This is a genomic window from Aneurinibacillus thermoaerophilus, assembly GCF_900099925.1.
Classification (GTDB): domain Bacteria; phylum Bacillota; class Bacilli; order Aneurinibacillales; family Aneurinibacillaceae; genus Aneurinibacillus; species Aneurinibacillus thermoaerophilus.
Window position 1 is genome coordinate 1 of the sequence record NZ_FNDE01000055.1, and the last position, 13,814, is coordinate 13,814.

Below are 13,814 nucleotides of genomic sequence, written 5' to 3' on the forward strand. Positions count from 1 at the left end.
AACGTTGGGCGATTGAGACTTATTTTCGTACCATGAAAAGCAACTTTTCCTTTAACGGTTATCAAATACGTAGTACCGTTGCAATTAAGCGGTTTTGGACATTGCTTTCTTTTACAGCCATGTTCTGCAGTGCAACAGGACACGGTGATATCTTAACAGGACTACGAAGTTGGCAAAACAAAAAGACAGAGAGTTGGATCGAATTTGTTTACTATGAAGCAAAGGCAGGAACGCAGCTGGATTTGATAAAAAATCAGTTACAAGCTGCCTAGGAGAACCTTCGGTTCTTTCTACATGGTAAATTTTGTATCAAATTTTGGGCAAGTCTAGTCATTTATTAACAAATTATTTATTGCATTTTTTACCTTGGAATATTATACTAATTTTGAAATTTATATATTTTTCTATTTTTAATAGAATTTTCTATCTAGAATTCTCTGAGAAAGATTGGTGAAACAATGCCAGAGACCAATTTATTCACTAATGAATTTCAAAAAAATAAAGAACAAAGTATTTCTGATATACGTTCGTTTCTAAGAAAAGCTAAAGATATGCAAGTTGTTAAATCGACTACTCGGATAATTACTACTCCTCCAGTTCTTAAAGAAGAGAATCGAATTGAATTGGAATATGTATTAAAAAAATTATTAGAGATTATCTTAACAATTCCAGATCGTATCTTTGGTGGGGATCTGGAGCAGATGGGGAGATTTTTAGGTTATCAGCCTAAAGAAATTCGAAAAATTCTGGATGGTACTATTCGCTTTGAAGATAAAGTGTTGTCACGTGGAGATTTATATCAAACGCCAGATGGTTGGAAGCTACTTGAATTGAATTTAGGTAGTAATGTTGGTGGCATGACGATGGCTTGGTTAAATCGTTTGATGCAGGAAACACCGTTTTATAATGAGTTGATAAAATCAAATGATTTGAAATATTTTGATCCATTGATATTTTGGGTTAATACGATTCGTGGCATGTTGCAGATAAATAGTAATTCACTTACTCTTGCTATGGTTGAAAGTGAAAAGGTTTTAAGTAGTTATTCTCATACATTGCAGTTAATGGCAAAAGAACTACAGGACCATACCGGTATTCAGTCGTTTGTTTGTTCGCAACGTGATTTAGAGGAAGGAACTGATGGTCTATATTTTAATGGTCGGAAGATAGATGTAGTATACCGATTATTTGACTTGGGCGATGTGGAAGCAGCGCCCGAGGAATATTGGCACATTTTCGAGGCATTAAGGGCAAAGCGGGTTCAAATGCCAATGGGGCTAGAATACAAAATACTAGGGAATAAAATTCTCTTTGCTATGATGTCAGACCCTCAGTATGAACCCTATTTTTCAAATGAAGAGCTATACATAATACATCGATACATTCCTTGGACGCGGTTGTTTGAAGAAAAGCTAATATCTTTTGCATTGCACAATCAAAGATCTCTAGTTATTAAGCCAGCAGATGGATATGGTGGAATAGGGGTTCTTTGTGGATGGGAACATCGAGAAGAGGATTGGAGGAACACTCTATATTCACTACTTAAAAGAAAAGAGAAATATATCATTCAGGAAAAAGTGACACCCTCAACTAGTGAAGTGTACTGTTCAACACCTGAGGGAGAAATAATCTCTCAAGAAGTACAACTTCTTTGGGGAGCCTATTTATTTGACAAAAGATTTGCTGGTGGTATCCTGCGGGCGAAGCCAATAGGGGGAGGTTCTGTAATTAATTTACACAATGGTGCCGCTATTGGGCCGATATTTATACACGGATGAATTGGAAAAGATACTTTTTCGTTTTTGCCTTGAAAGGAGGATTGAGCTATGGCAGTTCTAATTCTTTGCCGAGAAGAAACTAGTGATGTAATAGAACTGAATCGGGAACTGAAAAAACGTGGATACGAAGTTATCGTATCTACTCCTCAGGATATTTTAGTTCGTTCCTGTGGCGGAGAGAATCAGTTTCTTTACCGAAATGAACCTTTACGAATCTCCTGTGTTTTGGGCTGGGTATCTCTTCAGCAACGGGAATATGGTATGTGGTTACTAAAAGCGTTTGAAATAGCCGGTATTCCTGTGATTAACGACACCGATGTATTGACTATAGGCCAAAACAAGTTTCTCAATTCAATACTGCTAAACCATCACAACATTCCACATATCCCAACTTTTCTAGTGGGGAATATGGATCAACTGGATGAAGTAATCAATCAGCTACATTTCCCTTTAGTATTGAAGCCGATTATTGGTGCTAAAGGACAAATGGTAATACGTGTTGATGATGAGAACGCCTTGCGTAATATTGCTCCTTTTTATATGCAGGGAAATAAACCTTTATATGTACAAGCTCATATAAATAAACCAGGTCGCGATATCCGAGTTCGTGTTATTGACTACAAAGCAGAGTATGCATTTTATCGATACTCGGATAAGGGGACATTCTTAACAAACTTGTCGGTGGGAGGCAATTGGGAAGAATGCCCATTAGAATCTGACTTATCTGAACTTGCTGAAAAGTGCAGTAGAGTATTTAATGCTTCAGTAGCAGGCGTTGATATTGTGGAAGATGAACAAGGAAACTATCTGGTTATCGAAGTAAATACCACGCCTGCGATTACATATCCACGTGATGAAACTGTTTTACTAGTCGCAAATTTGATAGAGAGAGTTCTACAAAAAAATGTTACTTCTTCTGATAGTACTTAATACTATTGAAGAGTTACATGAATCAATTTCATAACTCGGAGCCTTAGAGCCCCAAGGGTTTCAGGAGCTTAAAAAAGTAGCACCTCCCCAAGTTTTACTTACAAACATGTGTTAAAAGCTCGATAATCCCTGTAAAAACGCAGTTTTTAATGCGTAATTATGAAATTGATTCACATAAAAAATTTTTTTCATAAAAAGGAGATTGATAAGAATGTTGTTGTCACCAGAAGCATTAATTCAAAAGTTGAAAGACATTGTGTATGAAAACCGTAAGATCACTCATCCGTTATACCAAACAATTATGAAAGGTGAAGCGACACCTCTTTTGCTCAAAAATTTTGTTTTACACCGTTATCATATTAAGAGTTTTTGGACTCGTAATATTTCCGCGATCCATTCCAAATGCCCAGATGTTGAAGCTCGTATTCATCTTGCAGAAAACATTTATGAAGAAGAAACAGGTAAGATTTCTGGAACCGAGCGCCATCTTGACTTGTTCGTGAAATTTGGTGAACAGTTTGGATTGACCTGGGATGAGATTAATAATTTAGAAATCCTTCCAGAGAGTCAAGCCGTAATTGATTGGAACAACACTGTGTGTGGACCTAATCATCATTTCTTGGAAGCTGTTTCGGCCTTAATCATTTATATGGAGGGTCAACCACCAGTGGAATGGGAAGGTCGTACAATGAACCATGCGATGAACTATTTCTATAACGTTAACGAAGCGGGTAGATCTTACTTTAATATCCATAGCAGCGATCAAATGGAGATAGAGGAAGATCATGCTGAAATTGGATACGAACTAATACGTAAATATGCGACAACAGAGGAATTACAACAAAAGGTAATTGATGCATTGTATAAATCGATTGACGTACGTATGAAACACTTTAGCGCTATTCTTCGGGTAACGAACGAACAAGCTGTTCAAAAGGGAATAGCAACTATCTAGAAAACAAAAAAGAAAAAATTCACTCAATGCGGATTCTTTCATTAATTGTGGTTGTTTACTCGGCTTCCACGGAAATGGAATCCGCATTTTTCAAAGTGTTGATGCTAGGGCCTATAAATAATGTGGAGGACATTATTAATGGTTAAGTTATTAGATGTGACATTGAGAGATGGTGGGTATACAAATTCGTTTCAATTCGAACAGCAAGTAGCAATTGACATAGTTGATTCTTTACATCAAGCGGGTATCGACTATATAGAGATCGGATATAGAAATGGCCCGGAAGAAGGACCAACAAAATTGGGGTTATCAGCAAGAGTAAACCGTGATTATATACACGCGATACGCACCCATGTGCCTGGTGCAAAGATTGTGGTTATGCTCCACCCACACAATATTTCAGAACAAGACCTTTTAGAACTTAAGGAATTCAATATTAATGTGGTTCGGATTTGTATTCGCTCGGATAACTTGCAAAACGGACTTTCGGTTATTAGATCGGCTAAACAGCAAGGTTTATTTGTCAGTGCAAATTTTGTCAGGGTGACCTATTTATCCCCATTACAGATTCGAGAATGGATGCTGCAAGCTGAAGCTGCAGGAGCTGATTGGGTGTATTTTGCTGATTCGAATGGCCATATGGTTCCAGATCAAGTTAAAGAGTATGCTGAAATCTTTAAAAAAGTTCTCCAGATCCCAGTAGGATTCCATGCCCATCATAACTTGTCATTAGGATTAACAAACACATTGGCGGCGATCGAAAGTGGTATCGATATTATTGATGCCTCTTTGCGCGGACTGGGAAAAGGGGCCGGTAACTTACCCACAGAGGTTTATGTCTCTTACTTAGAACGGATGAACATTAAACATAATTACGATTTGGTAAGTATCCTAAAAACAGCAGAATATTTGGAAAATAATGTGATGCATCGTCCTATGTATCTAACTACTCGTGATCTGATGTTTGGTATGGCGAACTTCTCAAATGATTTTATCAATCCGGTAATGCATGAAGCTGCTACTCAAGATGTATCTTGGCAACAGCTTACACTGAATCTAAGTAAAAGAAAGCCCATAAAGCCGGTTTTTGAGGAAATTAAAGCTGTTGTTGCTGACATAAAGTCTCTAGATAAAATTTTGGCTCCAACTTTAGAGGAGCGATCCTTATGAGTAAGTATTTTCAGGTAGTGACAGTTTCAGGTTCTCCTTATGAAAGAGGATACCAACATGGACAAGTTTTTGGGGAACAAATCCGTTCTTTTCTAGCAGACAATGTGGCAAGGATTAACATTGTCCGGAAGGATAAAATTTCATTAGAACAGGCCCTATCAATGGTTGATGGTTATATTTCGTTTATTGAACGTGACGTCCCAGATATAGCAGAGGAAATCCGTGGGTTAGCTGAGGGAGCCCAGATTACATATCGAGAGGCAATGTTACTGCAGGTAAGGCGTGAATTAATCTCTCGGGGCTTAGAATGTAGCGCTCTGGGATATGTAGATCAAGAGGAGGGTGCTATTATCGCTCAGAATGTTGATTTACCAGGAAACCTGACTGAACTTGGTATTATCCTAAAAATCAAAAGCTCGGTACCAGGTGAACCTAGTATCATGATGTATACCCATATCGGACTATTGGGTTATCTTGGAGTGAATAGTTATGGGATAGGAATTGGCTTAAATATGGTGTTAGCACCAGGTTGGCGAGAAGGTGTCCCTCCTTATCTATTAATTCGTCATCTCTTACATCAACGTAATTTAAAAGATTGTTTAAGAGAGATTCGCAGGATTCGTCGTACCTCATCACGTAATTTGTTACTCTCAGATGGTCATCGTGTTCTAGATATCGAAATGACAGTAGAAGATGAGCGGTTCATTGAACAACAACTAATTGTTCATACAAATCATTATCTCAATAATGAATTTCGTCAAATTGATCAGATTTCACCAAGCACATCGACTTTCCTACGGCTTGAACGCATGCATAGTTTAGCAGCACATTATGATAATAAGCCTTCCCTTCAACAAATACAAGAATTGCTAAAAGACCATACTAATTATCCCAGAAGTATCTGTGCTCATGGTCAAGGGGATTATAGCCGAGGGGAAACGGTTGCCTCTGTTATTCTTTACCCTAAAAAAGGGGTTATGTATGCAGCGAAAGGTTATCCTTGTGAAAACCAGTTTTATCGTTATTTGCTATTTGAAGAATGAGTTCTATTTTTCACAGTTTCCACCGTTGGGAGATGAAATAATATGAAAGAAACGTATATATCGTTGAATGGACGAATTACCCCCTACGAAGAAGCGAAAATCCATGTATCTTCTGTAGCGATGAAATATGGGGCTTCAGTATTTGAAGGAATTCGTGGCTATTGGAATGAAGAACAGAAGGAATTGTACTTATTTGCTTTAGAGCAACATTTAAAACGTTTGCTTGATTCTATGAATTTAATGGGAATGGAGCATGATTATTCAGTAGATAAACTTATTTTTCAAGTTGAAGAGATTGTAAAAGCGAATCAATTAAAACAAGATTGTTACATTCGGGTCGCTGCTTCAATTGAGGCAGATGGTCCTCTTGACACCCGAGGTCCTGTCCTACTAAATATCGCGGCTTTCCCACAGGGGCGTAAACCAATCCAAACAGGAATTAAGGTTTCAATTAGCTCTTGGACTCGCCTTTCGGATAACATGATGCCTCCACGTATCAAGTGTGTGGCTAATTATCAAAACGGAAGAATCGCTTTACTCCTGGCTAAAACCGACGGATATGACAACACTATATTATTAAACCAAAATGGCAAAGTAGCAGAAGCTCCAACAGCTGCAGTCTTTCTCGTAAAGAACGGAGTACTTACTACACCTGTTGTTACAGATGGTATTCTTGAAAGTATTACTCGTCGTTTCTTGATTGAGGTGGCCCGTGAATTGAATATTCCAATTATAGAACGCCAAATTGATCGTTCTGAATGTTACTTAGCGGATGAGGCTTTTCTTTGCGGGACAGGTGCCGAAATATTGCCGATTCGCTCAATTGACCATTATTTGATTGGAGACGGTAAAGATGGAATTATTACTCAACGATTAAAGGACTTTTACTTTGATGTAGTGTATGGAAAAAAGCCAAAATACAGTCATTTATTATTCCCAATTTATAACTCAAAAGGATGATTTCTATGATAGATTTACTTTTTGAAGAACAATATAAACAAACTATTGAAAATAATCGTCATAACTTGCCTCAAGAAATTGCATCCGTTGTAGATAGATGTGATTCTGAGGGGTTTGTGTTTCGGAATAAGCCATTTCCTTTGTACCCTCGAATTAGTATTCTTCCTGTCGAGGTCCGTAATGAAATTCAAAAAGAAGCAGAAAAAATGATTGATATTCTTGAAAAGGTGATCGAACTATACGCTAATGATCAACGCACTCGTGAATTTTTTATGCTAGGTGAGCAGGCTCAAGAGCTTGTTAAAATTGATCCGGGTTACAAACGAAAAATTCAAATCTCGCGCTTTGATACTTATTTAGTTCCAGGTAAAGATGTGTTTAAAATTTTAGAAAATAACACGGATTGCCCAGCCGGAGTAATTTTTACAGGTCGAATATTAGAAGTAATGAAGCGGATTTCTGTCTTAGATGCTTATTTGCGGAAACTTCCACCGTTAAGAAAAGAAGGAATTGATACCACGGATGCATTTATTCGGCAATTACTCGATACCTACCAAGAGTTTAGACCCGGATCAGAAATGCCATCCGTTGCAATCTTGCAAGTAAGAGGGAAGGAAAGTAAAGAAGTTGGAGAAATGGTAAAACAGTTTGCTTTATTAGGCATAGAGGCAATAATTGCAGACCCGCGGGATCTACAGTATAGAAGGGGTAAGCTATACTCGGGTGATTTAGCGGTAGATCTTGTCTGGAATAAGATTAATACAGCCGACTTTATTCCACTGCTCGATGAAGCAGAAAGAATAAAGAATTATTTAAATGCATGTAAGGATCAAGCAATTTGTCAGGTGAATTCATTTCAAGCACGTTTTATTACTGAAAGTAAACTATGTATGGCTTATCTTTCAACTCCTTCCTTTAGTCATTACTTCACGGAAGAAGAACGGAACGTAATCTCGAAACATATCCCTTGGGCCCGAAAATTGGAGGATGGATCTGTAGAGTACAGGGGTAAACAAATTGAATTGAAACAGTTAGCCTTGGAAGAGCAAGAAAGATTTGTTATCAAAACAGCTTATGATATTCGGGGTGAAGGTGTATTAATTGGTTGCTCTACACCCTCAGACCGTTGGAAAGAAATTTTAGAGGAATGTTGGAACAAGCCATTCATTTTGCAGGAATTTATACCGGCACCGGAAATCGAGGTGCCAGTTGACGATTGTCGGTCATTTAGTAAGAAAAAATTTAGTACGGATCTTTTTATGTTTGGTGGAAAGTTCCAAGGATTTGGCTCCAAAATTAGTGATGAATTTAAAGTGAATATTTTTCAAAATGGAAGCAAACAGGTAATTCTATCGTTGGCCGAAGGGGATCGAAATGGAAAGTCAACTATTTAAGGTATTTACTCAAGACCCTAAACATGGGAATTCAGCAGCCGTAATTTTGGCAGAAGAATTATCTGAAAAAGAAATGCAATCATTGGCGACTCAAATAAACACAGTAATAACAGTGTTTGTGTTACCCTCTCACTTGGCTGATGCTAGGTTCCGTTTTTTTTCTATTTCTTCTGAATTACCCTTTTGTGGGCATGGGATTTTAGCAGCAGCTGATTACTACATGAAGGTCACAGGCCACCAACAGATAAAAGTGGAAACTCAAGCCTCGGTGGTTACTATTTCGCGAAATTCAAAGGGGACCATCCACTTTGAAACTACAGGGGTATCAATTATCGATTGCTCATTTGATCAAAAAGAGGTATTAAGTTTTTTAGGAATTAATGAAGATTTGATACACAAGGACTTACCTTTTTGTATTGCTTCGATTGGGAGCCCTAAATTGTTTGTCCCTATAAAAAAACTGGTGACCGTCCAGTCTATCACCCCTGATTTCGAAGCGATAAGTGAGTGGAGTTCAAAGATGAAAGTGAACGGGGTTTATGTTTATACCTTTGAAACACAACATAGTGATTCATCGCTTCACGCTCGAAGCTTTAATCCTTTGTTTGGAGTCAAGGAAGACGCAGCTACCGGGGTAGCAGCGGGTGCTTTGGCTGGTGTACTAGTCCAGGCGGGATATTTTCATTCAACTCTTATTGTAGAGCAGGGGTATAACTTGGGACAGGAAAGTAAAATTTTTGTGGAAGTAGGGGATGTTATTAAGCTAGGTGGATTTGTGACGCAAATTGGGAAAGTAGAGGTATAACAAAAAAGGAAGAACAAAGGGGAGATTTGACATGGAAAATAAAGTTGATTTTTTTGAACAATTAAGAAAATTACCTACATCCTGTATTTCAGATGCCCTAGATATGCTTGGGATCAATGGTGGGTGTGAATTAATTCGCCCGCTCACCCAAGGTATGGCGCTAGTCGGACCAGCGTTTACATTACAATATGAACAGGTAAAGGAAGGTGAAAAGGCTCCGGCAGGTGAATTTATCGATGAAGTACCAGCCGGTAGTGTAGTTGTTATTGCCAATGGCGGTCGTTATTGTACGGTCTGGGGTGATCTTCTTACTATTGCTGCAAAACAAAAGGGAATAAAGGGAACGGTGATTGATGGCTGCTGTAGAGATGCTACAAGTATTATTCAAATGAACTACCCGATATTTACAAAGGGCACCTATATGAAGTCCGGAAAGAATCGAGTAAAACTAGTCGGAAAACAAATTCCGGTTCGTATTGGTAATACGATTGTTCATCCAGGGGATGTAATATGCGCAGATGATTCAGGAGTAATTGTTATTCCACAAGAGGTACTACCGGAAGTTGTTGAAAAGGCTCTAGCAGTCGAAATAATGGAGCAACAAATCATCCGTGACTTAAGAGAGGGGATTTCTATGAAGGACGCTAGGGAAAGGCACAATTACAATAATTTTGCTTTGCTACTTAATAAGTAATACATCTTGGGGGAGAAATGGAATGGCTATCTTGATTTTTAATCGTAGTAAATCTTTTCATTTTAAGGAGTGGTTGAGTGATCTTAATGAGGAACTTGTATTGTTTACTCAAGTAAGTCGGTCGGATTTGGATAACTATAATCATGTAGAAATGATTGAATCCTTTGATCAAAACGGATGGACAGAAATCCGTGCTATTGAACTCCATAAAAACTTTAATTTTCATACTATCATCGGTCATTCCGAATATGATTTGATTCGTGCAGCACGGTTACGGGAAAAATTTTGTATCAGAGGACAAAGGGTTGAAAGTGCACTTGCCTTTCGAAACAAAGTACTAATGAAACAGTTGGCAGCTAAAGGAGGAGTAGAAGTACCTACTTTTCGATCAGTTAACTCCTCGATTGACCTTTTTGAATTCATCGAAGAGAACGGATTCCCTATTGTTATCAAACCAATTGATGGTGGAGGTTCTCGTCATACTCAAGTTTTATATAATTTCGATGAGATGAAATTAATTCTTCAACAAGGACTACCGACAAATTTAATGGTAGAGAAGTTTGTATCCGGCGAAATGTACCATGTCGACGGTATAATGCGGAACGGGGAAATTTTATTTTCATGCGCTTCCCGTTATATAAATGGATGTTTAGCCTTTACTAAAGGAGCAAGTTTAGGCAGTGTTATACTTGACAAAAAAAGCAGAATAAGCAATCGATTGCATCAAGCCTTGAGTACTGTTCTTGCTTCATTACCGGGAGCTCCAATTTTGGCATTTCATGCAGAGTTTTTCCATACTGATGATGATCGATTACTCTTGTGTGAGATTGCCAGTAGAACGGGCGGAGGACGGATAATCGATACAATTAGGGAGGTATTTGGTATTGATTTAAATCGTTTATGGATTCGTCTCCAATGTGGACTTGATGAAACTCCACAATTAACTCAGAAAGCAGATCAATTAGCAGGTTTTCTAATTGTCCCACCAAAAAACGGAAAATTGTTACACTTGCCAAAAGTGGTACCATTCGAATGGGTAGTCGACTATACTTCGTCTGTTCAACCGGGCCAAACTCTTCAGAACGCAGCTTCAAGTGTTGATAGTATTGCGACCTTAATTGTAAAGGGAACGACCGAAAAGATGGTTGAGTCCAGATTGAATCAATTGAACGAATGGTATATGAACGAACTAGTATGGGAAGAGGAATGGGGGGGTAGGATTGGTTAAAGAACACAATGAGAAATTGTTTACCAGAACATTCTCCCTCTATCTAGCTTCGACCATTATCAATTTTTTGGGGACAGGTATGCATGGTATTGCATTACCATGGCTATTGTTGGAGATGACAAAGAGCCCCTTATCAATCGGGATACTCCTCTGTATCCGAGCATTACCAGGCATATTCTTAGCCCCATATGCAGGCTATGTCGCAGATTGTATGGATCGACGTATCAATTGTTTTCTGATGAATCTTTTACAAGGCATTGTAGTTTTTGTTACAGTGGGTCTTGGCTATTATGGCCTTCTCAATCAGTTTTATATTTATAGCATGGCGCTACTTATTTCTATTGGCAACACTTTCTTCTTTCCAGGGATTCGTGCCTATATTCAGGAAGTCGTGGGAAAAGCTAATCTACTACGTGCCAATTCTTTGACTGAATCATTAACACAGGCTGGAATGCTCATAGGAACTGGTACAGCCGGTCTCGTTATTAGTTCTTTTGGTACGATGACTGCTCTTTTTATTGATGGATGTACCTTTCTAGTGTCTGCTATTTGTATTATTTTGATGAATAAAACTAAGGCTTCTTTTTCAGTAAAGCCCCAGAAGTTTGCCATTTTAAAAACACAGTTCGAGGTTCTAAAGTATGTTAAAACTAAGTTCATACTATTTGTTACAATCTTGTTATTATTAGTGCCAACCTTCTGTGTACAAGTTAACAATGTTCTAGTTGGGGCTTTTACAATGGATTTACTGAAGTTAGATGCATCCGCTTATGGACTTATTAACCTATGCTACGCAATTGGTGCAATGCTCTCAGGGTTTATACTAGCTTCTTTAACTAAAAAAAGAGTAAACGACAAATATTTTATTTTCGTTTCTATACTTGCTCTTGGATTATTCGAAGGTTTATTCGGTTCTAGTCAGAATCTATCAACTGCTATGCTTATAACGTTTATAATCGGATCTTGTGTTGTAATTACACGAACCTGGTTAAATACAAAAGTTATGAGCATAACTGATAATGAGTACGCGGGCAGGATTCAAAGCACGATTGGTTTCCTAACTTCAGTAATGCTTCTTGTCTCCGGATTAGTGGTTGGAGGGATAGCGAAAAACGTTGGTTATAATTTAGTTTTCTATTTACTAGGTACTTTCGTAGTTCTAATTGCTTTTATCTCTTTGTTTTATTACTCGAGACAGGAGAACGCAACTACTACGAGTAATACCAGTGAAGCTACCGTTAAGGCAAAAGTAAACGAAATGTAATTTCAACATAATTGAATCAATTTCATAACTCAAAGCCCTTGAACCGTAAGGTTCAATAGACATGAAAAAAAGGAGTACCTCCCAAAATCTCGAATAGAGTAGTTGCTCAGACAACTCAATGAGAAAGGTTGGTCTCCTCATGTACTCTATTCGCCAAGGACATTTATTTTCCCTGCAAGACTTATTAGATTTAGAACCTACTGAGCGCTACACAGCAATTTTTGAAGGCATCAATATTATGCCTCTGCTTAAAATTGTGTCTAAAAAAGTATGTGAAGGTGCGCCTCAATCGCTTAATATTATCCAGCGATGATTTATTCCCTGTTTGCTCGTATTCTAGAAGGTATTCCAACCATTAAACTTCTTGTTCGTCGCTTGAAAACCGATGTTCTTTTTCGTTTGGATTGCGGATTTTCTTTTTCTGATCGAGTACCATCTGAAGCTTCTTTTTCCCGTTTGATTCGAAGAATTAAATCCTCCAATGTGCTCGATGAAATAAATCATGCCCTTGTTTTACAAGCTGTTGAAGAAGGCTTCATTGATGGCAACCACATTGCAATTGACGCTACCCATGTAGAAGCGCGAGACCAAGCTCCACAAAAAGAAGAAGTTGAACAACAACCCGTCAAAGAGCCGAAAAAACGGGGGCGTAAGAAAAAAGAAGCCTATGAAGCATGGAAAAAAGAACAAGAAGAAATCGAAAATCATCTTCCTCTTTTTGAACAGAAAATCGAAAAATAATTGGACTACACCTTCGGTGAACTCCAAAAAGAAATGCCAAACGCTCCTCGGTGGAGAATTAAGAAGAACTCCGAAAATAAAAATGTTTTCTGGTATGGCTACAAACTCCATCTAGCTGTAGAAACCAAAAGCCAGTATCTTTTAGCTCACTTGCTTTCGTCAGGAAACATGAATGATGCTAAAGCTGCTATTCCCCTGTTAAAAGGAGTGGCTGAGCGTTTTCCTTTTCTCAACATCACGAAAGTGATGGCGGATGCTGGATATGACTACAATCCGATTTATGAGCAGATTTATCGCATGAAAGCGGACGGTATCATTGCTTATAATAAGCGGAATGAAGCGCCACCTATCGGTGTCGACAAGTATTTTGCACCGACATGTGTTCGTGAACACTCCTATCGATATGACAGTTATGATGCAAAATATGAAACACTCAAGTATACAAGACCAAAGGAATGCAAAGGTTGTCCGTTAGCTGACGACACGCTGTGCCAAAAGGTCATTAAAATCAAAAAGACAATAGACTTACGCCGTTATCCTGCCCCTGCACGCGGAAGTAGAGCATGGAAAAAGCTTTATAAGGAACGTACTTCTGTGGAGCGAGTCAATGCCTACTTAAAAGAATATTTTCAGCTTAATAATGTCCGATACCGTTCTGGAGAGTTGGCAAAAGTTCATGTCGATTTGCTGTGTCTATTGTTTAATGCTTCTAAATTAGCTGTAGATCGTATCAATACCAAATTAAACGATAAAGCTGCTTAGTAGGACACGACCTCCGGTCGTTAAAAAAAATTAAATACGGAAATTCTGCAGGTATTGAAGTTTTTAGAAAGCAATTATGAAATTGATTCA

Annotated in this window: 11 protein-coding genes and 2 pseudogenes; all 13 read left to right on the forward strand. The window is 38.2% G+C overall.

The window, feature by feature from the left end:
- Positions 1–272 (forward strand): annotated as a pseudogene (locus BLR88_RS19985) (hypothetical protein); the annotation flags it as partial.
- A gap of 186 nt (positions 273–458) precedes the next feature.
- Positions 459–1,778, forward strand: coding sequence for a circularly permuted type 2 ATP-grasp protein (locus tag BLR88_RS17500; RefSeq protein WP_057899167.1), 1,320 nt, complete (start codon positions 459–461; stop codon positions 1,776–1,778).
- 48 nt (positions 1,779–1,826) lie between these two features.
- Positions 1,827–2,708, forward strand: coding sequence for an ATP-grasp domain-containing protein (locus BLR88_RS17505; protein ID WP_091261412.1), 882 nt, complete (start codon positions 1,827–1,829; stop codon positions 2,706–2,708).
- A 211-nt stretch (positions 2,709–2,919) separates the two neighbouring features.
- A complete protein-coding gene (locus BLR88_RS17510) occupies positions 2,920–3,663 on the forward strand; it encodes a TenA family transcriptional regulator (protein WP_057899165.1) in 744 nt (247 codons plus the stop codon).
- A 138-nt stretch (positions 3,664–3,801) separates the two neighbouring features.
- Complete coding sequence (locus BLR88_RS17515) at positions 3,802–4,833, forward strand: beta/alpha barrel domain-containing protein (protein ID WP_057899164.1); 1,032 nt, start codon at positions 3,802–3,804, stop codon at positions 4,831–4,833.
- Complete coding sequence (locus BLR88_RS17520; protein ID WP_057899163.1) at positions 4,830–5,876, forward strand: C45 family autoproteolytic acyltransferase/hydolase; 1,047 nt, start codon at positions 4,830–4,832, stop codon at positions 5,874–5,876. The genes BLR88_RS17515 and BLR88_RS17520 overlap by 4 nt, the downstream gene beginning before the upstream one ends.
- Positions 5,877–5,918: 42 nt before the next feature.
- Complete coding sequence (locus BLR88_RS17525) at positions 5,919–6,836, forward strand: branched-chain amino acid transaminase (protein ID WP_091261414.1); 918 nt, start codon at positions 5,919–5,921, stop codon at positions 6,834–6,836.
- Between the two features lie 5 nt (positions 6,837–6,841).
- A complete protein-coding gene (locus BLR88_RS17530; protein WP_057899161.1) occupies positions 6,842–8,230 on the forward strand; it encodes a circularly permuted type 2 ATP-grasp protein in 1,389 nt (462 codons plus the stop codon).
- Positions 8,211–9,035 carry a PhzF family phenazine biosynthesis protein gene (locus BLR88_RS17535; protein WP_057899160.1) on the forward strand — a complete coding sequence of 275 codons (825 nt, stop codon included), beginning with the start codon at positions 8,211–8,213 and terminating at the stop codon, positions 9,033–9,035. The genes BLR88_RS17530 and BLR88_RS17535 overlap by 20 nt, the downstream gene beginning before the upstream one ends.
- 31 nt (positions 9,036–9,066) lie before the next feature.
- Positions 9,067–9,729 (forward strand): RraA family protein, encoded by a 663-nt coding sequence (locus BLR88_RS17540; RefSeq protein ID WP_057899159.1) that lies wholly within the window; start codon positions 9,067–9,069, stop codon positions 9,727–9,729.
- Between the two features lie 22 nt (positions 9,730–9,751).
- Complete coding sequence (locus BLR88_RS17545; protein ID WP_057899158.1) at positions 9,752–10,957, forward strand: ATP-grasp domain-containing protein; 1,206 nt, start codon at positions 9,752–9,754, stop codon at positions 10,955–10,957.
- The gene (locus BLR88_RS17550) at positions 10,950–12,221 is read left to right on the forward strand and encodes an MFS transporter (RefSeq protein ID WP_057899157.1); all 1,272 of its coding nucleotides are present in this window, start codon (positions 10,950–10,952) and stop codon (positions 12,219–12,221) included. Before BLR88_RS17545 ends, BLR88_RS17550 begins: the two co-directional genes overlap by 8 nt.
- 139 nt (positions 12,222–12,360) lie before the next feature.
- Positions 12,361–13,724: pseudogene (locus tag BLR88_RS17555) on the forward strand (transposase).
- Positions 13,725–13,814 lie beyond the last annotated feature (90 nt).